General features: G+C 40.1%; 9 protein-coding genes and 2 pseudogenes. 6 read left to right on the top strand and 5 right to left on the bottom strand.

All coding sequences use genetic code 11. The features are described 5' to 3' along the window. Positions 1 to 31: 31 nt before the first annotated feature. Together DQL14_RS05810 and gap are read right to left on the bottom strand one after the other, a co-directional pair. Positions 32 to 7,603, bottom strand: a pseudogene (locus DQL14_RS05810) (vacuolating cytotoxin domain-containing protein). A 79-nt stretch (positions 7,604 to 7,682) separates the two neighbouring features. Then, positions 7,683 to 8,681 carry a type I glyceraldehyde-3-phosphate dehydrogenase gene (gene gap / locus DQL14_RS05805; RefSeq protein WP_108169058.1) on the bottom strand — a complete coding sequence of 333 codons (999 nt, stop codon included), beginning with the start codon at positions 8,679 to 8,681 and terminating at the stop codon, positions 7,683 to 7,685. A gap of 143 nt (positions 8,682 to 8,824) precedes the next feature. Between gap and DQL14_RS05800 the strand changes: the two genes are divergently transcribed. The 6 genes and pseudogenes from DQL14_RS05800 to hofG all read left to right on the top strand — a co-directional run bounded on the left by DQL14_RS05800 (position 8,825) and on the right by hofG (position 17,979). After that, positions 8,825 to 9,517, top strand: a complete 693-nt coding sequence (locus DQL14_RS05800) for a Bax inhibitor-1/YccA family protein (RefSeq protein WP_108169057.1) — start codon at positions 8,825 to 8,827, stop codon at positions 9,515 to 9,517. A gap of 98 nt (positions 9,518 to 9,615) precedes the next feature. Then, positions 9,616 to 12,873, top strand: a complete 3,258-nt coding sequence (carB, locus tag DQL14_RS05795; protein ID WP_108169056.1) for a carbamoyl-phosphate synthase large subunit — start codon at positions 9,616 to 9,618, stop codon at positions 12,871 to 12,873. Between the two features lie 4 nt (positions 12,874 to 12,877). Further along, the gene (locus DQL14_RS05790; RefSeq protein ID WP_108169055.1) at positions 12,878 to 13,309 is read left to right on the top strand and encodes a Sua5 YciO YrdC YwlC family protein; all 432 of its coding nucleotides are present in this window, start codon (positions 12,878 to 12,880) and stop codon (positions 13,307 to 13,309) included. Positions 13,310 to 13,489: 180 nt separating this feature from the next. Next, a pseudogene (locus DQL14_RS05780) lies at positions 13,490 to 15,787 on the top strand (TonB-dependent receptor domain-containing protein); the annotation flags it as partial. A gap of 217 nt (positions 15,788 to 16,004) precedes the next feature. Beyond that, complete coding sequence (locus tag DQL14_RS05770; RefSeq protein ID WP_172952999.1) at positions 16,005 to 16,193, top strand: hypothetical protein; 189 nt, start codon at positions 16,005 to 16,007, stop codon at positions 16,191 to 16,193. A 241-nt stretch (positions 16,194 to 16,434) separates the two neighbouring features. Then, positions 16,435 to 17,979 carry an outer membrane beta-barrel protein HofG gene (gene hofG, locus DQL14_RS05765; RefSeq protein ID WP_108169945.1) on the top strand — a complete coding sequence of 515 codons (1,545 nt, stop codon included), beginning with the start codon at positions 16,435 to 16,437 and terminating at the stop codon, positions 17,977 to 17,979. A 547-nt stretch (positions 17,980 to 18,526) separates the two neighbouring features. On the opposite strand, the gene alpB is transcribed toward hofG, so the two are convergent. The 3 genes from alpB to DQL14_RS05750 all read right to left on the bottom strand — a co-directional run bounded on the left by alpB (position 18,527) and on the right by DQL14_RS05750 (position 24,561). Further along, entirely contained in the window at positions 18,527 to 20,113 is a 1,587-nt protein-coding gene (gene alpB / locus DQL14_RS05760; RefSeq protein WP_108169054.1) for a Hop family adhesin AlpB, read from the bottom strand. A 21-nt stretch (positions 20,114 to 20,134) separates the two neighbouring features. Next, positions 20,135 to 21,691 carry a Hop family adhesin AlpA gene (alpA, locus tag DQL14_RS05755; RefSeq protein ID WP_108169053.1) on the bottom strand — a complete coding sequence of 519 codons (1,557 nt, stop codon included), beginning with the start codon at positions 21,689 to 21,691 and terminating at the stop codon, positions 20,135 to 20,137. 842 nt (positions 21,692 to 22,533) lie between these two features. Next, the gene (locus DQL14_RS05750) at positions 22,534 to 24,561 is read right to left on the bottom strand and encodes an ATP-dependent helicase (protein ID WP_108169052.1); all 2,028 of its coding nucleotides are present in this window, start codon (positions 24,559 to 24,561) and stop codon (positions 22,534 to 22,536) included. Position 24,562: the final 1 nt, after the last annotated feature.

The raw sequence follows: 24,562 nt of genomic DNA, 5'->3' as shown, positions 1-24,562 counted from the left end.
GGGCTTGTTGAAAATAGGTTTAATGATACCATTAAAAAGCATAGCGCATACCAATATTTCCGGTGATATTAATATCTTTATAATCAAGCCCAAACCTAGCCCCAATGCCGGCATTCACATAAAAGGTTTTGAATAACCTTATCTCCCCGCCTGTGATAATGCTAGCAAAAGTGTTGTATCTGCCGCCATCTCTATAGATTAGGGTGTTATTACCAATAAAACGCACCATTTTGTCCCCCATAGAATTGATGAATAAATCTCTGCCCACATCCGCAATCACAAAATAATAAGAGTTTTTGTTGAAGTAGTGCCGACTTTCTAGGGCAAAATTGATCGTTAGAACGGATTTTTTATTAGGATCAGCATTGGCTCTGAATTGATTATAAATAGGATCATCCATAATACCCCTTAAACCAGACAAACCAATGTAATAATAGGCTAAGCCTACTTGGGGTTTAAAAATAACGCTTTTATCTTTAAACATGAAATCATAGCCATAATTGATTTTAGCGTCAGTCGTCCAAGTGTCGTATCTGTAAGACTGATTGATGATTGAGAGTAGGGGGTCATAGGAGTTGATGAAAGTCTTATTGTATCCCCAAGTCTCATTCAAGCTCATGGTTAATTCGCTTCTTTTGATAAACGCTCGGCTATAAACGCCCATATTGACATTGCTAGAGCCTGATTGAGTGATATTTCCATGAAACCCGCTATACCCATAAGCGGCATAACCTCCCACAATCACGCCCTTAATAAACCTATCATACCCTACATTGATACCATATAAAGTTCCAGTGCCTCCATTAATGAAACTAGCCCCTCCAACTCCTGTCGCCCATACATTATTTTTGACTCTGTTTCTTTGAGAGTATTTTAAAATCACATCCATAGCGTTAGGGATCGCATCAGCGAATCGCTTGTTTTTAAGGGCTTCTAAGCGTTCCAAGAAATCAGAACGAGCGAAAGTTGAAGTGTCAGAGAGCTTGGCTAAACGACTCATTTGTTGCGTGTAGGTGTTGATCTGTAAAATATTGGTGGCATCATTTTTAAAATCAGGGTTAGCGATGACTTCTAAAGTGTTGGCAATATCTCCAGCGATCGTGGTTAAATCTTTTGCGGAATGGCTTTCTAAATAATAGGGAGCGAATAAAGGGCTTCCCTTAGTTTCAAAGATTTTATTGAGCCAATTAATCGCTTGATTGCCTCCAGCTTGATCAATACTATCCACGCCTTGAGTGCCCTGAATTTGAGCGATATATTGTTTTAAAGTGGGGGCTTGTAGGTTATTGATAGGATCATTAGAAACAGCGACTTTCACTTTATTATAAAGAATGGAAGTGTAAATATATTGATTTTGAGAGTCTTTAAAGCCCACAACTAAACCGCCATCTTTAATATTCACGGCTTGCCCGTTATAAGTTAAGCCGTTGCCACTCATCACCATGCGCTTGCCATTAATGTCAATGAGCGTGTAAAGCTTAAGGTAATTATCCAGGCTACTGCCTCCTGTGATTTGGTCGTTATACCCGTAATAAATGGCTTTAGCGCTATCAATGAGCGTGTAAGTACCTGCTTCTTTTGAAGAAGTGTTGAATTGGATTAAGGGGTTATTGTTATTAGCCATGATTGTCGCACTGCCTTGAGCGTTGATAATGGCATGGCTAACTGAATGGCTAAGGTTAAACACCAAATCGCCATAGCTATTAAAATTCCCCATGACATTCAAACCACTAGTGTTAGTGCTTAAAGTCGCTTGTTGGTTTAAGGTGAAATTACCATTAATATTGGCCGTAGAATTAGAGGCGTTGTTAAAAGCGTTAGTGATCGTCAAATTATTGGCTTGCAAGGTCGCATTTTCATTAAGATTGAGCGTGCCTATGACGCTGTTATTCTTTACTTGAGACAAATCAATAGCCCCATTAGAAGCGATTGCACCTAAGAAAGTGAAGTTGTTAGCGCGCACGCTTAAAGACTCATTAGTGGGGGTTACGCTGGAGTTTGTAGAAGAGCTGTTTTTGGTTGTAGGGCAATTAGCTAAATTGATACAAATTTCCCCTTTTTGAACGCTCACATTATTCAAACCCGCATTAAGGCTTAAGCCATTAGTAGCGTTTAGGGTTGTGATATTGATATTAGAAACACCATTGGAAGCAAAAATCAATGTGCCTTGATACTTGCTAAAGTCAATCGTATTATCGCCATTAAAAATAATAGACTTGTTGGCGACAAAATTCAAACTGCCCCCTGTAGCGTTGCTAAAAGAGCTGTTATTGACAAAAACATAACCATTGCTTAAAAAGTTAAAATACCCTTTTTGCCAAAAATCATGCAAGCCTCTAGGCGATAAAAGAGCGCCTAAATCGTTTTCTTTGAGCGCGTTTTGTAAAGAGAGCGGCAACACGCTCCCTAAACCTTGATTATAAACGCCGCTTAACCCGCCTTGAGAAATAATATTATTAATGATATTATTCACTAAGCCTTGACTTTCTAGCTTTTTAATAACATCTTGTCCTAAAAACTCGTTCAACAAGTCGTTCGCTACCACACCGATGTCTTTTTGCAGGCTTGTAGGGGGATTAGTAATATCTTTTAAAACCACGCTTAAAATAGAGCTTAATTCAGAAGCGTCTATATACCCACCGATGAAATTCAAAAGCCCTTTATCGTCTAGCATGCTTTTTAAAGACTGCTTAGCAAGGTAGTTTTCTATGATGGATGGGGTAACAAAATTACCAAAAATGCTTAGTTTTTTACTGATAATATTTTGGATTGCATTCATGACTCCACTATTATTCAATAAATCATCTAAATTATTTTGACCTATAAGTTGGCCTAAGGTTTCATTTTGCAAGCTAGCGGGTAATTCCTTACTCAAAGGGCTTAGAGCGTTTTCTATAAAGTTCCCTAAACCGCCGGCTTGCTTGATTTTTTCCATAGCCACTTGACTGAGAACATTCGCTAAATTCCCTTGATTAAAGATTTTATCAACCCCTTCTTGACCCAAAAGATTAAAGATATTGTCTGTGGCTTGAGCTTCTATGTTAGCTTTATTCAACACTAAGTTATTAGCGCTTTGAAAGGTTACATCTGCGCTCCCTCCACTTTCAAAAGCGTTAGCGCTTCCAAGCGTTCCAGTGATATAAATGCTTTTAGCTTTAAAATCAGCGTTAATGTAGCCTAAATAGGGGGAAGTTGAGCCTAATAATTGCCCCAAGTAAGTGTTTCTAAAAGAAGAACAAGTGGCGCTATCTAGCGCGCAAGGACTGCTATAACCATTGCCCCCAAACCATATAGAGCTGGTAGAATTTGTAACATTATCTTGAGTAGCGCCTATAACGAGATTCCCATTACTAAAGGTTTGATTGATGTTGTCAGTCAAATGGTTGATCGTTTCTAGGAGCGCTTGCTTTTGCGTTGGGGTGATCTTAAGTCTATCTAAGAGTTGCAACACTTCATTAATATTAGTGATATTGTCTAATTGATTGGATTCAATCATTTCTTTTAAGGTAGCGGAATTTTGAGAAAGGATCCCTAAAAGCGTTTTTAAATTTTCACTAGAAAAACCCTTATTGTAGATATTTAAACTATTCAAAGGCTGGTTAAACGGGCTATAAGTGCCTGGGGCTTGAGGCGTTTGAGAGCCTTTAGGGGTGAAAAGACCTTTAATGTTGCTTGTCAGGTAATAAGTGCCTGCTTGATCATCGCTATAATCATAGCTATAACCGGTAGGATTTTGCTTAGAAGCTTGGTAATTATAAAGCTCAGGAGCGATATTAAAAATAGTGTTAGAAGCCGAGTTAGGGTTATTTAAAACTTCTATGGTTAAATCCCCATTTTTAATGCTCTCTTGAATGATTTGAGAAGAATTGAGAGGGTTTATAAACGACCAAGTTTGAATGTTATTGCTATCGCTATAGGTAGCGTTTTGGATTTTCATGCCATAAAAAAGGATTTTTTCATAGCCATTAGCCCCACTAATGCCAGTAATGCCTTTTTGAGCGTTTAGGATGTTGTAAGTTACAGATTTTGTAATGTTGTCAAAAATATTGATGTCAGATAAATTAATATCCCCATTATTCCCTAAAACAAACTGCCCGCTAACGCTCATTAAAGCCTTAGTCAAAGAGGGCGCATAACCATTAAAATTCAACGCCCCATTAGCCGTGAGATTATTAAAACTCAATGAGCTTGCACTGTCAAAATTAAAGCTTGCTGTATCAATAGTCGTGTTGTCTCCAAAATTGGCTTGGCTTGCGCCTTGGAAATTGATATTAGCGTTTAAAGAGCTTGTGTTATTGGCTGATAAAACGCTATCGTCTAAATTGATAGTGGTGTTGTTTGAAAAACTAGCGTTAGAAGCGTTGAGCTTGCTATTCGCATTAAGACTGAGTGTCCCGCCATTAAAAAAGAGGCTATTAAAGGTCGCTTGACTCCCATTATAGATATCGAGACTCGCTTGATTGTTAAAAGCGCTTGCGCCATTCGCGTTCAAAACGCTTTGATTGTCTAAGCTCAAATTAGAATTGTTATCAAGCGTTAAAGAATTTTTAAAAGCGGCTTGACTTTTATTGCCAAGCGTGATATTAGCGTTGTTTTGCAAGGTTGTATCGCCATTAAAGTTCAGCAAACTTTGAGAGCTAAGCGTAAAACTCGTGTTGCCTAAAAGCTGTGTGGTGGCGTTAAAATTGCTTGTCCCCCTAGAATACAAGACATTAAAAACCGCTTGCGTGTTATTGAAAATAAGGCTATTTGCCTGCAAATTATAAACTGCCCCACCATTCAAGCGAGAATTGATAAAGCTTAAAGAATTAGAAGCGTTAGCGCTGATAGTGCTTGATCCTCCAGGGTTTGTAAAGCCGCTGAACGAAGCGTTAGAAAACGAAATATTTTTAGCACTGAAACTGAATTTCCCCCAAGTCATATCGCTAAAACTGGAATTGGTTACACTGATATTATTGGTAGCATCAAAAGCGGCATAGGAATGCTGACTGGCCCCTGTTTGAATCATTTTAGTAACGGTTTCAGCGTCATTATAATTCAAGCCATCCATAGTGATATTATCGCTTGCTTTAAAGGTGATGTTCGCTCCCCCACCATCTGAATTTGAAACGCCTTCACCGGTTTTAAAATTATTGGTCAAATAGATGTTAGTCGCATTAAAAGTTCCCGTGATATAGCCAAAGCCTCCATGCCCTATCCAAATCAACCCATTATCATTCACGCTCTCTGTGTCATTCCCTATGATCAAAGTGCCATTTTGGATATTCACGCCAAAACTTCTTCCAAACAAATTAGCCGTATAAGTGCTGAGCGTGTTGCCGCTTTGACCGCTCTGTCCTGAAAGATTGGGATCAATATAATAAACCCCTTTGTTTGAGTAAGTTTGATTTTGAAGCCAATAAACTCCATTCCACACATTCGTTGTGGGTAAATTTTGAGTAGGGGGTGTGGGCGGAACTTGACTAGTGGGAGTGTTTGGCGCTGTGTGTTTTGTAGGAGTGGGTGTAGGGCTTGGTGTGGGGCTTGTAGGCTTAGCGTTAGCTATCGCTTGTTTTAATCCCTCTTGTTCAGCGTTAAAAGTCTTTTCTTCGTTTTGTAAGGTTTGTTCATCTTGTTGCTCTTTGCTTTGCGCTTGATTGAAAGCTTGCTCGTTAAAGCCTGTGGTGGAGTTGGCTAATTGTTTGAGCTTGTCTAAATCTCCTTGTAACGCTTGTTCATTTTGAGCGATTTGTTGGTTAGTGTGTTCTAAATCCTTAGCGTCTTCTTTGATAGTGGTGTTTTTATTGTTGGTGTAGTCTGTATCGCTATTTGCGATCTTACTATCACTAGCAGCGTTATTTAAAGCGCTCTGGGAATTGGTTAGATCCTCTTGATAGGTTTGTTGGGCTTGTTGTTGTTCTTGTTTTTGTTGTTGGGCTTGCGCTTGTTGTATCGCTTTATTTAAACTATCTTGCTCGCTATTAAAAGTCTTTTCTTCGTTTTGTAAGGTTTGTTCATCTTGTTGCTCTTGTTTTTGCGCAGTATTAAAGGCTTGTTCGTTAAAGCCTGTGGTGGAGTTGGCTAATTGTTTGAGCTTGTCTAAATCTCCTTGTAACGCTTGTTCATCTTGAGCGATTTGTTGGTTGGTGTTTTCTAAATTCTGAGCGTCTTTAGCGACAGCGGTGTTTTTGCTTTGAGTGTAGCTTGTATCGTTGCTTGCGATCTTACTATCACTAGCAGCGTTATTTAAAGCGCTTTGTGAATCACTCAAGTCTTGTTGGTAGGTTTGTTGGGCTTGTTGTTGTAAATCGTCTCCTAAAAATTGGGTAATAATGGATTGGTTGTTAAAGGTTTCTTGTAAGGTTTCATCTTGCCCGTTAATACCAAAGGTTACATCATAAGTATTATTGCCCACTCCAACATGGCTAATGGCTTTATCGCCCCTATAGTTGATTAGATCCCACAAATAGCTTTGATAAACCCCATACTAGATCGCTCCGTTTGTAGTGAGAATGTCATAGGTTTGATTATTATTAAGGGTTTGATTGAGGTTAAAGATCGCACCAGAATTAAAAGACACACTGCCTTTAAGGCTGGCAAAAGGCGAACTTGAATTCAAAGTGTTGATGCCTGAGAAACTCACCTTGCTGGTATTAAAGTCATAAGTCCCTTGATTGAAAGTGTCGTTATTAAAGCTGGTGTTGCCATTAAAATTATAAGTCCCTTGATTGAAAGTGCTGTTATTAAAAGCAGATTGGGTACTATTAAAGTGATAAGTCCCTTGATTGAAGTTACTATTATCAAAGCTTAAAGTGGTGCTGTTACTAAAATTATAAGTGCCTTGATTGAAGTTCGTTTGATTGAAAGAGATAACGCTATTATTGTTATTACCGCTGAAATTAAAGCCCCCATCAGTATCATCTTTAAAGCTAGAGCCACTGACATTGATATTAGAGCCTTTAAAATTCATGTAAGATTTTTGCGTCCCTGCATCGCTGTTATCAAAACTCGCTTGATTGATAGTGATATTATTGGCCGCATTGAAATTGAGCGTGGCCCCACCGCCATCAGCGTATGAGTTTCCGGTTGTTAAATGGCTTGTCAAGTAAATATTAGTCGCATCATAAGTGCCTGTGATATAGCCGACATCACCCCCATTAATACCTGTGCCTCCAAAGCGGATATTCCCTCCCACATTAAGCGTGCCGCCATTGAATTTTTGCGTGAAACTAGCCCCACCAGCGCTATAAGTGGTAAGGGTGTTCAAATAATAAGTCCCAGAGCCTTGAGCGCTACTAAAAAGACAATAAGAGTTGTGCGTGGGTGAATTAGGGCCGCTTTCAATCTTGTCATGATAACCTGACCACCATGACCAATAACGGCATTCGCTAGCCCTTAGGTGAGATAATCCCCCCAACGCTCCTATCAATAAAATCGAAGCTTTTAAAAAAGATTTGTTTTTATTAAAGGGCTTTTTAATGGATTTTGTTTTTTTATGGCGTTTTAAGGGATTTTCACGCTTTAAGATTTGATTCAATGTGAAAATTTTCTTTGAGATCTTATTCAATTTGAAAGATCCCTTTGAAATAAACCTAGAAATCAATCTAGCCTTTTTAAACGCCATTTAAAACCCCAATCGTTTTTATAAATCCCACATTATACAACTTGATGTTAAACAAACTCAAAAAGATTCGCAAAATGACTTAATAATGATACACAAATTGCGCCATATCCACCAAACGATGAGAATACCCCCATTCATTATCATACCACCCCATGATTTTGACCATATTCTCTAGCGTGAAAGTCAAATCAGGCGCGATGATGACGCTACTAGGGTTAGAAATGAAATCAGAACTCACCCTTTCTTTTAAATCTATTTCTAGCACGCCTTTTAAAACCCCTTTGGAAGCTTCAATCAATAAATCATTGATGGGATCTTTAGGGGCCTTTTTTTCTAAAAACAAACTCAAATCTATCATGGACACATCAAGGCTAGGCACCCTTACGCTATGCCCATGCATTTTGTTTTTGAGATTGGGTAAAACTTTATGCAAGGCTAGAGCGGCTTTAGTGGTGGTGGGGATAATGTTGCTTGCGGCCGCTCTGGAGCGCCGTTTGTCCAAAGGGTGGGCCAAATCAATGAGTTTTTGATCGCTCGTGTAGCTATGAATGGTCGTTAGCATGCCCTCTTTAATGCCAAAAGCTTTATCTAAAATAGTGCAAATGGGCGCGATAGCGTTAGTCGTGCAAGAGGCGTTAGAAACAATGGCTTGGTTTTGATAGCAAAAATGATTGACCCCATACACCAAAGTAGGGTATTGTTTTTCATCGTATTCGCCCATAAAGGGAGCGGATAACAGAACCTTTTTAGCCCCAAGCAAAAGGTAATTTTCTAGCGTTTTAGGCTCTAAAAACTTCCCTGAACACTCTAGGATAACATCCACGCCCTTCAAGTCTTTGATGCTATTAAAAACAGGGATTTCTAACGAGCCGATAATAAGCTTGTAATTAGAGTAACGCGCCTCTTTAAAAAGCAACCCATGCGCGCTGTCATGCTCTAAAAGGTAAGCCAGGATTTCCCAATTAGCAGGGTCATTGATGCCTATCACTTCTAGTTTAGGGTTTGTATCGCTACGCTCTAAAACCGCTCTTAAAACGCATCTCCCAATGCGGCCAAATCCATTGATAAAAATTTTCATCGTAACTATTATCCTATTTTCAGACTTCAATTTCAATTTTAGGGGGTTTTGTTTGGTATTTTACTACATTTTGCGCTATTATATTGGACCTAGCTATAGGGTTAATTAAAATTATTTATTGAGTTGAATTCAAGGAGTAAAACATGGCATTGTATGACAGAGCTGATTCTCGTAATGCGTATGCAGAAGATTCTTTATTGCACGAAAGCGAGCTGGTGGGTTTTGTTAAAACGACTTACAAGTTCTTTGCGGGCAGTTTGTTACTAGCGACTATTGGGGCGTTATTAGGTTTAATGAATTTTCAAGCCGTAGTGCAGTATAAATGGGTGTTTTTTATCGCTGAAATTGCGGTGCTTTTTGGTTTGATGTTTTCTAAATCCAAACCTGGATTGAATCTGTTCATGCTGTTTGCTTTCACTGCATTATCAGGGGTTACTCTAGTGCCTTTGTTGGGTATGGTGATTGCAAAAGCTGGTTTAGGAGCGATTTGGCAAGCTTTAGGCATGACGACTATTGTTTTTGGTTTGATGAGCGTGTATGCCCTTAAAACTAAAAACGACTTAGCGAATATGGGTAAAATGCTCTTCATCGCTTTGATTGTGGTGCTGGTGTGTTCGCTTATTAACTTGTTTTTGGGTAGCCCCATGTTCCAGGTTGTCATTGCGGGAGCGAGTGCGATATTATTTAGTCTTTACATCGCTTATGACACCCAAAACATCGTTAAAGGCATGTATGATAGCCCCATTGATGCGGCGGTGAGCTTGTATTTAGACTTTTTGAATGTCTTCATTTCTATCTTGCAAATCATTGGTATTTTTTCAGACAGAGACAAATAGTTTGAAAAAATAGGGGGGGAAGCCACGCAAAAACCTAATAAAAAATACTTTAAAATATTGATAACGCTTCGTTGATATTCTTTCTTTAAGGATTAGTTATGCCTAAACGCACCGATATTTCTAACATTCTACTGATAGGCTCAGGCCCTATTGTGATCGGGCAAGCTTGTGAGTTTGACTACTCAGGGACTCAAAGTTGTAAAACCTTAAAATCTTTAGGTTATAGAGTGATCTTAATCAATTCTAACCCGGCCACCGTGATGACTGACCCTGAATTTTCTCATCAAACTTATATCCAACCCATCACCCCAGAAAATATCGCCGCTATCATCAAAAAAGAAAAAATTGACGCTATTTTACCCACAATGGGCGGGCAAACCGCTTTGAATGCGGTCATGCAAATGCACCAAAAGGGCATGTTAGAAGGCGTGGAGCTTTTAGGGGCTAAGATTGAAGCGATTAAAAAAGGCGAAGACAGGCAGGCTTTCAAAGAAGCGATGTTAAAAATCGGGATGGATTTGCCTAAAGGGCGTTACGCTTATAGCGAGTTAGAAGCCCTAGAAGCCATTAATGAAATTGGTTTTCCAGCCATTATCAGAGCGAGTTTCACGCTAGCTGGGGGAGGGAGTGGGGTCGCTTATAATATTGAAGAGTTTCAAGAATTGGCTAAAAACGCCCTAGACGCTTCGCCCATTAATGAAATTTTGATTGAAGAGTCCTTGTTGGGGTGGAAAGAATACGAAATGGAAGTCATACGAGACAGCAAGGATAATTGCATCATTGTGTGCTGCATTGAAAACATTGACCCCATGGGCGTTCATACCGGCGATAGCATCACCATCGCTCCAAGCCTAACCTTAACCGATAAAGAATACCAACGCATGCGCGATGCGAGCTTTGCGATTTTGAGAGAAATTGGCGTGGATACGGGCGGGAGTAATGTGCAATTTGCGATCCATCCAGAGACTTTAAGAATGGTTGTGATTGAAATGAACCCACGAGTGAGCCGCAGCTCCGCATTAGCCTCAAAAGCGACTGGGTTTCCTATTGCAAAAGTGGCTACCATGCTTGCGGTGGGTTTTAGCTTAGATGAAATCCAAAACGATATTACCAACACCCCGGCGAGTTTTGAACCTAGTTTGGATTATATCGTGGTGAAAATCCCTCGCTTTGCGTTTGAAAAATTTGCCGGTGTTTCTAGCACTTTAGGGACTTCTATGAAAAGCATTGGCGAAGTGATGGCGATAGGGGGGAATTTCTTAGAAGCCTTACAAAAAGCGTTATGCTCTTTGGAAAACAATTGGCTAGGGTTTGAATCGTTAAGCAAAGATTTAGAAACGATCAAAAAGGAAATCCGCCGGCCCAATCCCAAACGCTTGCTCTATATCGCTGATGCGTTTAGGTTGGGCGTTTCTGTAGATGAAGTGTTTGAATTATGCCAGATTGATAGGTGGTTTTTATCTCAAATCCAAGAACTAGTCAAAGCAGAAGAGGGTATCAATTCTAGCGTTTTAACGGATGCCAAAAAATTGAGAGGGCTTAAAAATTTAGGCTTTAGCGATGCCAGGATTGCCGCTAAAATCAAAGAAAATGAAAATTTAGAGGTGAGTCCTTTTGAAGTGGAATTAGCTAGATCTAATTTACAAATCGCGCCCCATTTTGAAGAAGTGGACACTTGCGCGGCGGAGTTTTTATCGCTCACGCCTTATTTGTATTCCACCTATGCCCCTAACCCTTTGCTCCCTATTGAAAACAAACAAGAAAAACAAGAAAAGAAAATCCTAATCATAGGCTCTGGGCCTAACCGCATCGGTCAAGGCATTGAATTTGATTATTGTTGCGTGCATGCAAGCTTTGCTTTAAAAGATTTAAACATTAAAAGCGTCATGCTCAATTGCAATCCAGAAACTGTGAGCACGGATTATGACACGAGCGACACACTCTATTTTGAACCGATCCATTTTGAATGCGTGAAGACTATCATTCAAAGGGAGCGCGTGGATGGCATTATCGTGCATTTTGGGGGACAAACCCCCTTAAAACTCGCTAAAGATTTAGCGAAGATGCAAGCCCCCATTATTGGCACGCCTTTTAAGGTGATTGATACTGCAGAAGACAGAGAAAAGTTTTCCCTCTTTTTAAAAGAGCTTGACATCAAGCAGCCCAAAAACGGCATGGCTAAGAGCGTTGATGAAGCTTATAGCATCGCTAACATGATTGGTTTCCCTATTATCGTGCGCCCTAGTTATGTGCTAGGCGGCCAACACATGCAAATTTTAGAAAACATTGAAGAACTGCACCATTATTTAGAAAGCGTTACGCATGCTTTAGAGATTAGCCCTAAAAACCCGCTCCTCATTGATAAGTTTTTAGAAAAAGCGGTGGAATTAGATGTGGATGCTATTTGCGATAAAAAAGAGGTTTATATTGCCGGCATTTTACAGCATATTGAAGAAGCCGGAATCCATTCAGGCGATTCGGCGTGCTTTATCCCTTCCACTTTAAGGGTTGAAATTTTAGATGAAATTGAGCGGGTGAGCGCGAAAATCGCTCTGCATTTGGGCGTAGTAGGGCTATTGAATATCCAATTTGCTGTGCATCAAAATTCGCTGTATTTGATTGAAGTCAATCCCAGAGCCAGCCGAACCGTGCCTTTTTTAAGCAAGGCTTTAGGCGTTCCTTTAGCCAAAGTTGCGACTAGGGTTATGGTGTTAGAAGATTTGAAAGAAGCCTTGAAGTTTTATGATAAAAAAAATATCGTGGGATATTCTAAAGGCGTTTATAAGCCTAAAATGCCCCATTTTGTGGCTTTAAAAGAAGCGGTTTTCCCTTTTAATAAACTTTATGGATCGGATTTGATTTTAGGGCCTGAGATGAAAAGCACCGGCGAAGTGATGGGGATTGCTAGATCTTTAGGGTTGGCTTTTTTCAAGGCTCAAACGGCTTGCTTTAACCCCATTAAAAACAAGGGGCTTATTTTTGTTTCTATTAAAGATAAGGATAAAGAAGAAGCATGCGTTTTAATGAAGCGCTTGGTTCAGTTAGGCTTTGAATTGTGTGCTACAGAAGGCACGCATAAAGCTTTGGAAAAAGCCGGGGTGAAATCTTTGAAAGTGCTTAAAATCTCCGAAGGCCGCCCCAATATCATGGATTTAATGATGAATGGGGAAATCAGCATGGCTATCAACACCAGCGATCACAAATCTCAAGATGACGCCAAACTCATTCGTGCTTCTGTGCTGAAAAACCATGTGAGTTATTTCACGACTTTAAGCGCGATAGAAGTCTTGATTTTAGCGTTAGAAGAAAGCTCTAAAGAAGACGAGTTGTTAGCCTTACAAGATTATTTAAAGTAGTTTGATGGCGTTAGTGTATCTGGCTCAAAGCGATACCACTATAGGACTGCTTTCTAAAGACAGCGAAAAGCTCAACGTCTTAAAAGGCCGCCCTAAAAACCAAAGCGTTTTAATAGAAAGCGCTGATTTTAGCACCCTAAAAAGCCTAGTGCGCGCGCCCAATGCGTTTAAAAACCTCATTAGAAGAAGCGCTAAAACCACTTTTATTTACCCTAACTCTAAGGCCGTTCGTGTGATTAAGGGCAGGCATGGGGATTTTTTAAAGCGTTTTAAAACGCTTTATAGCACCTCAGCCAACCTCACCCGATGCGCTTATGATAAAGAAATCGCTTCCAGCCTCGCTGATGTCATTGTGAGCGATGAAAGGGGTTTGTTTGAAAGCACTAGTTCTAAAATATTCAGGCTTTATAAAAATAAAAAAGTGAGAATAAGATAAAATTACCCTTTATTATTTCGTATTCTGCGCGCTTTGAAAGGGGTTTTTGTGGGATTTTTCTAAAAGTTTATCATTCGTTTATTAAAAATAGCTAGCTCTTTTAAGGTGATTGTAATATTTTTTTGACTATAATAACACCTTTATTTTTTAAGAGAAATTATAATAAATAGGATTTTAAGAATGAATGACAAGCGTTTTAGGAAATATTGTAGTTTTTCTATTTTTTTGTCCTTATTAGGCATGTTTGAATTGGAGGCTAAAGAAGAAGAAAAAGAAGAAAAAAAGACAGAAAGGAAAAAAGATAAGAACGCCCAACACACTCTGGGTAAAGTTACCACTCAAGCGGCTAAAATCTTTAATTACAACAACCAGACAACCATTTCAAATAATGAATTAGAAAGAAGGCAAGCCAACCAAATCAGCGACATGTTTAGAAGAAACCCCAATATCAATGTGGGCGGTGGCGCGGTGATAGCGCAAAAAATTTATGTGCGCGGCATTGAAGACAGATTGGCTAGGGTTACGGTGGATGGCGCGGCGCAAATGGGCGCAAGCTATGGGCATCAAGGCAATACGATCATTGACCCTGGAATGCTCAAAAGCGTGGTGGTTACTAAGGGGGCGGCTCAAGCGAGCGCAGGGCCTATGGCTTTGATTGGCGCGATCAAAATGGAGACTAAGAGCGCTAGCGATTTTATCCCTAAAGGTAAAGACTACGCTATAAGTGGGGCTGCCACTTTTTTGACCAACTTTGGGGATCGAGAAACCGTGATGGGCGCTTATCGTAACAATCATTTTGATATGCTTTTGTATTACACGCATCAAAATATTTTTTACTATCGTGATGGGGATAATGCCACAAAAGATCTCTTTAGACCTAAAGCAGATAATAAAGTTACAGGAAGTCCTAGCGAGCAAAACAATGTGATGGCTAAGATCAATGGTTATTTGAGCGAAAGAGATACCTTAACGCTCAGCTATAACATGACCAGAGACAACGCTAACCGCCCTTTAAGAGCGAATTTTACAGGCACTTTTTTACCCTATTCTTGCGGTGATTTTAACGCTTTCCCTAACGAGAAAAACCCTGATGATTGCTTGTTTGAAAATGACGCTAGTTTGTTTAAAACTTATAGCGTCAATTTAGTGCATAACGTGAGTTTGAATTATGAAAGAGAAGGGGGGAGCCGTTTTGGTGATCCTAAATTAAAAATCAATGGTTATACAAGTATTAGGAATGTCCAAATTGATCCGCTTTTTAAGTCTAACGATATAGCGGCTAGTATTCCTTTCACCCCAAACCCCAAACTTAGCGAAGAAAATGAATGCGTGGCGCAAGGGGGCATTTATGACGCTCTTAAACAAACTTGCTCCATCACTTTTAAAAGCCTTGGAGGGGGTTCTGTGGTGGCTAATAAAAATTTATTCATCATCAATTCTGGGTTTAATGCGAATGTGATCCACACCATAGATCATAAGAATGACAATCTTTTTGAATACGGGTTGAATTACCAAAACTTAACCACTTTTGATAAAGCGATCCCTAATAGCGAATTAGTCAAACCCGGCGATGCCCCTGATGCATGTTTAAGGGTTACAAGCCCCAATGATCCTAACATGAACGGGCGTTGCCAACGAAATGGCGCTACTGCGAATGTGGTTGGGGTGTATGCGCAAGCGAATTACACCTTGCATCCTATGGTAACTTTAGGGGCAGGGACTCGTTATGATGTCTATACTTTAGTGGATAAAGACTGGCAATTGCACATAACCCAAGGGTTTAGCCCTAGCGCGGCTTTAAATGTCTCGCCTTTAGAAAATTTGAATTTCAGGCTTTCTTACGCGTATGTAACCAGAGGCCCTATGCCTGGAGGTTTGGTGTGGATGCGTCAAGATAATTTGCGCTACAACCGCAATTTAAAGCCAGAAATCGGGCAAAATGTGGAATTTAACACCGAATACAGCAGTCAGTATTTTGATTTCAGGGCCGCCGGTTTTGTCCAGTTGATTTCTAACTACATCAATCAATTTTCTTCAACGCTTTTTGTAACCAATTTGCCCGCACAAGATATTATTTATGTGCCGGGTTATGAAGTTTCAGGGACAGCTAAATACAAGGGTTTTTCTTTAGGCTTGAGCGTAGCGCGATCATGGCCTTCTTTAAAAGGGCGTTTGATCGCTGATGTGTATGAATTGGCTGCTACAACCGGCAATGTGTTTATTTTAACGGCAAGTTATAAAATCCCACGCACCGGCATTAGCATCACTTGGCTTTCACGCTTTGTTACGGATTTGAGTTATTGCTCTTATAGCCCTTATCGTAACGGCCCTACGGATATTGACAGACGGCCTAGTAATTGCCCTAAAACGCCCGGGATTTTTTATGTGCATAAACCCGGCTATGGGGTGAGCAGTTTTTTTATCACTTACAAACCCACTTATAAAAAACTTGAAGGGTTGAGCTTGAATGCGGTGTTTAAACCACCCAAGCAGAAATCCCAAACATCTTTAGTGTTTGGGATGAATGCTGCTAATTTGTAGTATAATATCTCCATACATTTGTATCTAGCGTAGGAAGTACGCAAAGTTACGCCTTTGGAGATATGATGTGTGAGACCTGTAGGGAATGCGTTGGAGATCAAACTCTGTAAAATCCCTATGATTAGGGACACAAAGTGAGAACCAAACTTTCCCTATGGGCAACATCAGCCGAGGAAGCCCAATCGCTTTAGCGTTTGGGTGCTTCACCAATGTTTTTAACCAACAATATATTGATCAAGCCAGCCCGGTGATGAGCCCTGATGAACCCAATCAAGACAAATACGCAAGGGGCATGGCAGAGCCTGGCTTTAACGCTAGATTTGAAATTTCTTATAAGTTTTAATAATGGAGCTAAAAATGAGGATTTCATGGGTAGCGGATCTAATCAAAAATAAAACATTCTTTAGAAGTAACAAATATATGATTTTAATCCTTTAATTTTAAACCAATTTACAATGAGGGGTTATTTTTTGTAAAATAAGGTTGTGGATTTTAATTAATATTTTAACTTTATGCTGTTTTTTTTTGATTATAATTATAATCTCAACAAAAAAGATCATACCATTAAAATTAGGGAGAGTTTAGTGAGGCAAGAAAAGTGTTTTTTGACTTCTTCTTTATCGCTTTTATCGTTTTTATTATGTCCTGTAGAAGCTTTTGATTATCGCTTTAGCGGTCGTGTGGAGAACTTTTCTAAGATTGGTTTTAACAATTCTCAAATCAATACTAAAAAAGGGATTTATCCTACTGAAAGTTTTATAGATATTGTAACTTTAGCGCAAGTCAAAGTCAATTTACTCCCTAAAGGCACCGAAAACCATAGGCTCTCTGTCTCTTTGGGTGGGGCGATTGCAGCCATTCCTTATGATAAGACTAAGTATGATATTAACCAAGCTAACGGGAAGATTTTTGGCTCTATTGTAGAGAATTTCATTGGGGGCTATCATGGATACTTTTTCAATAAGTATCTTGGCCCTGCTTATGCGGGGACTTCTCAATCAGCGAGCTATCATGCAAGGCCTTATGTGGTGGATACCGCTTTTTTACGATACGATTACAAAGATGTTTTTGGGTTTAAAGCGGGGCGTTATGAGGCGAATATTGATTTTATGAGCGGTTCCAATCAAGGGTGGGAAGTGTATTATCAGCCCTATAAGACTGAGACGCAAAGGTTAAGGTTTTGGTGGTGGAGTTCTTTTGGGAGAGGTTTGGCGTTCAACTCTTGGATTTATGAGTTTTTTGCGACAGTGCCTTATTTGAAAAAGGGAGGCAATCCTAATAACAGCAACGATTTCATCAATTATGGCTGGCATGGGATCACCACGACTTATTCTTATAAAGGTTTAGACGCTCAATTTTTTTATTATTTTGCGCCTAAGACTTATAACGCTCCTGGTTTTAAGCTGGTTTATGACACGAATAGGAATTTTCAAAATGTAGGCTTTCGCTCTCAAAGCATGATCATGACAACCTTTCCTTTATACTATAGGGGGTGGTATAACCCAGAAACAAACACTTATAGTTTAGAAGACAGCACGCCTCATGGATCGTTGTTGGGGAGGAATGGCGTTACTTTAAATATCCGCCAGGTTTTTTGGTGGGATAATTTCAACTGGTCCATTGGCTTTTATAACACCTTTGGCAATTCAGACGCTTTTTTAGGCTCTCACACGATGCCAAGGGGTAATAACACTTCCTATATCGGTAGTGAAATCTCCATAACGACTAGGCATGCCGGAATGATTGGCTATGATTTTTGGGATAATACGGCTTATGATGGGCTGGCTGATGCGATCACTAACGCGAACACTTTCACTTTTTACACTTCTGTTGGAGGGATCCATAAGCGTTTTGCATGGCATGTTTTTGGGCGCGTCTCTCATGCGAATAAAAATGCGTTAGGGCAAGTGGGGAGGGCTAATGAATATTCCTTGCAATTCAATGCGAGCTATGCGTTCACTGAATCGGTTCTTCTTAACTTTAGGATCACTTATTATGGGGCTAGGATCAATAAAGGGTATCAAGCAGGGTATTTTGGAGCGCCCAAATTCAATAACCCTGATGGCGATTTTAGCGCTAATTACCAAGACAGAAGTTACATGATGACCAACCTCACGCTGAAGTTTTGATTTTTAATCACAGCAAGTTAAAAACACTCCAAGGCATTTTTTAAAATCTAATACTTTGCGTAGCTAGTTTCTTAAAAGCGGTTTTCTTGGGTTAGGGGGGATTTAGTTTTGGGGGGGGTTTCAAAATATCTCCTATCCCCTTAAAAAATGAGTTTTACCATAAAATTTAGAACCACAAAACAAAGTTTTTAAACCACAGAAATCCTAAACGCCTTTAGCGTTTGATCACCTTTATTATTAAAGCCGTTCTTGGGGGATAATCTCAATATTTGACAACATTTGATAAAGATTTTGGGTTGTTTTTCTAAATATAAAAATTTTGAAGCGCTAAAGCTTTTTAAAAGTTTTTAATCAAGCGTTTTAAAACCTCAATAAGCCTTGAATGTTAAGCTTTTTGTGAGTGGTAGCTTTTAATCAAGCGTTTTTATTTTTAAGCGTTTTTAGGGGGTCAATTCCATTATTTGATTATTGGATAAGGGTTTGGGTTTGTTTTTAAAATGGGGGTTAAAAGGGTTAAATCAAAGCCTATAAAAGGCCTTGAGCTTTTTTAGAAGGCGTAGCCATAGACCCAATACACGCTATAAGGGCGGAAGTATTTCACTTCAGCACCGCCAGCTTTATAATAAGTGTTGTAAATCGTAGGGATTTGCACACCGATTTCTATAGAATGCTGGTTATGGCTTTTCAAGTCTTTTTTCAAGATACCAAAGTTCATGCGTAAGCCCACATCAAACAAGAATTGGAATTTCGTCGCTGTGGGTCTATTCGCAAGCTGAGGGCTGTTTCTTAGCGTGCTGATGTAAGTGTCCCCTGCGAGTTGGATCCCCCCAAAGAAGCCCGCATTAAGACTTCGGCTACCAAAAGAGCGGCTAAACACATTGTAAAGCACATCAGTCCCCACCCCATAAGTGAGCAGATTGACTTGATTGTAAGTAGGGCCATTACCCACGCCCGCACCATTATAGCTGAAGAAGCCGTAGTAGCGTAAGCCCACATTCTTGTTTTCCCCAAAGAATTGCTTATAACCGATTTTAGTGATAAACCCGTTAAACGCATTCACTTGAGAGCTGTTACCGGCAGCGAAATTCCCAAGCCATGGGTTAGCTTTAAGCTCGTTGTTTAGAGCGGTAACTTTAGCCAAAGTGTTTGTGGTGTTGTTTAACAGTTGGGTAGAGCGCGCTTGATCAATATTCCCGCCATAGCTCACTCGATAGCCTGTTGAATTGCTGATGTTAGCGTTGTTGGCTAGCGTTAAAGCGTTTTGAGAATTATTGACGATGTTTTGCACCAAGCTAGTGAATTCCTTAGCGCTCAAATCATTCCCGGCGTTAGCGGAGTTGAAGACATGTTGCGCTAAAGCGGCATCCAAAAACGCTGCGGCAGCCCCGCTATCACCGCTTGGCCCCATAGTGATTGAAGCTTGCTTTAGGATATAAGCGATTTGTTGGGCGGTAACACCATCTCTATAAGCTTGAGTGGTGTTGTTTTGAAAAATCCCACCCGCTTGGTTATTGGCGTTTAAGAATGAGTTCATGTAAGTCAAATAAACGCTAGCGGTGTTAAGCTCACTGAGCTGGTTGGAGAGGTTTTGGCTCGTGGTGTTGTTGTCGCCTTGAAAGATGTTCTTGCTGATGTTTTGACTCAAAGTTTTGATAGAGCCAACCATTTCGTTATAAAGAGCCAGGTTACCTTGGAAACAAGGGCTATTGCTAGTAGTAGCAGCGGCTGTGGTCGCACTACCACCACTATTAGTAGCACCACATTGTTGGATGTTAGTAGTGTTCAAAGTGGGATACAAATCAATCAAATTGCCTAGTTGGTTCATAAAGAGGTTGCCCAAAGTCCCGGCGACATTGCCTCCTGTGCCTGCAATATTGGTATTGGTGTTGTTTGTCGTATTAGAGTTTAACAAGCCGGCTAATTCTTCGGCTTTGATTTTACCCGGGTTTTTCACTTGTTGGACCACCTGACCTAATTCATACCCAAAGGTCATAAAGCCCCCATCTTCTTCAGCGCCCACTGGATTGAAGCTCAAGCTTAACGCTAGGCTTAAAGGGGCTAAGAATCTTACTTTTTGAGATTGTGTCATTAAATTTTCCTTAATCATTTTGAATGGCTTTAAATTTTGTTTCATGTTTGTCTCTTCCCCCCTTTCTTAGAATGAATACCCATAAGACCAATAAACGCTATAAGGACGGAAATACTTCACGGTAGTCCCTGCTGATTTGTAATAAGTGTTATAAATCGTAGGCACTACTACGCCAAATTCCACCGTGTGCTGGTTGTGGCGGTTGGATTTCCCGTCCAACTTACCGAAGTTCATCCTCATACCGAAGTCAAAGAGAAACTGGAAGTGCGTGTTATTGATTTTCCCATGCAATTTCACATTGGGGTCATCTCTGAGCGTGGATTGGACGGTTTCGCCGGCTAATTGGATACCGCTAAAAAAGCCCATATCCACAGAGCGGTTTTGATAGGAGCGGCTAAAGATGTTATACAACACATCAGTCCCCACCCCATAAGTGTATAACCCTACATTATTTTGAGTGGATCTAAAGCCCACGCTCGCTCCGTTATAAGAAAAGAAACCATAATAGCGCAAACCGATATTCCTTTTCTTCCCAAAGAACTGCTTATAGCCTATTTTGGTGTAAAACCCGTTTAAAATATTCGTTGAACGGCTGTTCCCGGCTCTGAATTGGGGCAAGTAAGGCATGCTTCTCACCTGATTGTTGAGCGCGTTGATTTTATCCAAAGTTACTTGCGCGTTATAAAGAGCGTTAGGGAGCTGACTGGCACGCCCTTGCACAGCGTTAGCTTGGTTGGGGTTTATCCCAGCGCTATTAACCGCACTCCCGCTAATGGTGTTTTTAGTGAGCTCGTTATAAACCAATTGGGATTGATCAATAATGCCTTGCACCAAACCTGTAAAAGCGGCTGAATTGAATTCCTTATTCCCAATGTTAGCAGCTACGGCAGAGTTGAAAGCTTCTAAGAGCAATTCATCTTGCTTGAGCAAATTCGCTGCGTTATTTAAGATATTTTGTTGGCCTTGAAGGTATTGGATGGCTTGTTGAGAGTAGGTTTGACCATCTGAACCAGTCGCACCGCTAGTGCTACTAGTGCCATTAGTAGTCCCATTCTTCTCTAAAGCCTTATTCATCGCGTTAAAAAACACATTCCCCGCGTTCAAATAGGTGAGCTGTTGTTGCATGTTGGGGAAATTGGTGTTCGTGCCGTAGTTAGTCTGGCTGCCGATCGTGCTTAAAATCCTGTCAGTCAAGCTAGGGAGCCAGTAATAGCCCGCAGCGGTGCAAGCGCTTTGAGTGTTAAGAGATGCGCCACCGGCTGTCCCTGCAGCCGCACAAGTCCCAGAGCCTACCGCACCACTTAAAAGAGCGTTCGCAGACACATCGCTACTATTGAGTTTCGTGGGATACGCCCCTAAAAGCGAATAAAGGTATTGGGAGAAAGCGTTACTCAACGCCCCTGCGACATTGCCTCCGGTGTTGTTGTTTAAAATGTTGTTCGTTACATCAGCGTTAAGCTCTCTGGCGAGTTCGTCGCTTTTAGCGCCGCCTGGGTTTTGGACATCTTGCATGACTTGCCCGAGCTGATAACCGACGGTGAAAAACCCTCCATCATCTTCGGCATAACTTATGCTAGCGCAAAGGGCTAGACTAAGAAACAGCGTTCTATTTTTCTTTATCATGATTTTCCTTATCAATGGGATGCTCCTTGATTGAGATTAAATTTGGGATTTAGTTACATCAGAGCTTGTAAATAATGTTTAGTAATACAAATTGTCAAATGTAATTGTGATATTTTCACATAAGAAAAGTTAAACTAACCTTAAAAATCCCCTTAAAAACCCCTTATTAAGGAAATAAAGTTACACCAATTGGAGCGTTTTTTACAAAAAAAAAAAAAAACGGGATTTTAGGGGGGATTAGCGTTAAATTTTAGGGGGTTTTAAAAACGCTTTTTGGCATTTTTAGGTTTTTTAATGTAAAATCACGCTAACGCAAATAGTAATTTCTAGGTTTCTCTTTTGTTGTGAAAATTTGGAGCATGTTAGGGTTTGGGGTGATAGTGGGTGGTTACCCCGAAAGGAGATAACCAACTATGAAATTACTATTAGCAATCATAGTTTTAATGGCCTTCGCAACGCCATTATACTAAAATTTTGGCTCTAGCGCAAGCTAGAGTCTAAAATCTATGGTTGCTAGCGTTTTTTGTATTTTTCTTACATCTCATAAAGATCCCATTATAATACTATAATACTCAAATGATATGACATGGTAGTAATTCTAGTGTTAAGCGAATTTGGAGCAATTAGTGGTTTCTGATCTAATGGGTTGGGAGATTGCAGTGGGTGGCACTCCGTTAGGAGGCACTACCATGAAATTCATTTTTATAGCGATAGTTTTAGTGGTTATCTTAACACTGCTACTTTATTAAGAACAAGCTCTTAAGAGTTCCTAGCTCTTAGGGGCTTAACTATCGCTATAATCATATCATCTTTTGCTTAAACAAACAATACAAAAACCAATTTTATTTTGAATCGGGTTTCAAAAGCCCCGCTTCATACAAAAACACCGAAGGCTTATGCTCTTTAGGTTTGGCGTTTTCTCTCAATTCGTTTTTCGCATAAGAAAGCCATAAATTTTCCTTAGCCCTTGTGATAGCGACATAAAAAAGCCGCCGCTCTTCTTCAATGCCCCCACCGGTATTCATGAGCTTGTGGTTAGGGAAACGGCCCTCCATTAAATCTATAATATAAACATCTTTAAATTCTAAGCCTTTAGAAGCATGCACGCTCAACAGATTCACGCCCTCGCCTTGCGTGGCTTCACTGGAGCCTATTAAAGTGCCGTTTAAAAAACGCCCTAAATTTTGGTAATTTTTCGCCAAAGAACTCAGCAAGTCCATTTTTTCATTGAAGCGTTTTTGCGCTTGGAGTTTTTTAAATTCGTTATAAGATCCGTCCTTATTTTTGGATCGCTCTTTTAAAAGGCGTGTTTTAAAGGTTTGAAAAAACGCGCTTTCTAAGATGTGCTTGATTAAAGCGCTAGGGGAATGAGTAGGGGCTTTGGTGTAAAGAGTGAAAAAATCGCTAAGCGTTTTAGCCCCATTGAGTGAGATTTTAGGGTGCATCAACACCGGGTGCGAATGAAACGCTTTATCTATCACGCTGTTAAACCTTGAGCTGTTTTCTAGGGCAAAAATTTCTTCAAAAAGCCCCATAGAGGTGATTTCTTTTTTCTTCGTGTAAATTTTGGCTTCTTTATTAGGCTGAATTAAAGCTGATTTGAGATCACCATTGCCTAAAAGCATCAAGGCTTCATGAATGTCTTTAGCGGTGTTAGAGCCAATATCGCTGATATAGCTTAAAATGTGAATGGCTGCCATAATGTCTTTAGGGTTAAATAATAGCGCGCAAATATCTAACGCTAACGCCACTTCTTTGGATTCAAAAAAGCTCGCGCTCCCTTTTCGTTTGCTTGGCACGTTGTGGGATCTTAAAGCGGCTTCTAATTGATCCGCGCTGGCGTTATTCCTAAAAATCACTGCCACTTCTTTAAAATCTTTTCGCATGACAATGCGTTTAGCGATGTCTTGGCATTGCGCGATATTGTCGTTGTAATTTAAAAGCGTGGGTTTATTGAATTTCCCTGATTTCACCACTTCTAAATTTTTAGGGTAAATGCGCTCGTTATGCTGTATCACTTGATTAGCGAGATCTAAAATCTCTTTAGAAGAGCGGTAGTTTTTGGTGAGCGTGAAAACTCGGGCGTTTTTGTATTTTTGGGTGAAGTTAGAAATGATAGAAATATCCGCCCCATTAAAAGCGTAAATGCTCTGATCGTAATCGCCCACGCAAAACAAACTAGGGGGGTTGATAGCGTCTAAAATGGATTCTTGTAAGGGGTTAGTGTCTTGAAACTCATCGCAAAGCACTTCTTTATAAGGGCTAGGTCTTTCTAGCATCGCTTTTTTAAATAACAGCAGCAAGTCGTTATAGTCAATATAATTATGCTTTTTTTTGGTGTTTTCAAACTCTTCTAAAATGTTTTCATAAAGGGCGGCGTATGGCGTGTGTTCAGGGCTTTTATTAGAAAGCCATGCGCTAAAATCTTCTTGTTTTAGAGCGTTGGTATAAAGAGAATAGAGGGCGTAGAGGTGTTGCGAAGTGTAGGGCTTTTTATCATCATCTATGGCATTTTTAGTGTCCACAATGCTTTCTAAAAGTTTTCTTAGTTCCTTAGGTTGCTTTAGGCTTAAATTAGGGTAATGCTCTTTTAAATAGCGATACGCTACCGCATGGAAAGTGCCCGCTTCAATTTTGGAGCTTGATTTAAAATATTTAGCCACCCTGGCAATCATTTCATTACTCGCTTTATTGGTGAAAGTCAAAAGCAAGATTTCTTCAGGCTTGATGCCGTTATCTAGCAGGTATAAAATGCGCCCCACAATCGTAGAAGTCTTTCCTGTGCCAGCGCTTGCGATCACTAAATTATACCCTTGCAAAGCCTTGGCCGCTTTTAGTTGCTCAGGGTTTAATTGCAAAGTTTCTAACAAG

It is taken from the genome of Helicobacter pylori NCTC 11637 = CCUG 17874 = ATCC 43504 = JCM 12093, assembly GCF_900478295.1.
In the GTDB taxonomy this organism is placed as follows: Bacteria; Campylobacterota; Campylobacteria; order Campylobacterales; family Helicobacteraceae; genus Helicobacter; species Helicobacter pylori.
The sequence above is the reverse complement of the archived record's forward strand: the minus strand, read 5'-3'. Positions and strand labels throughout refer to the sequence as shown.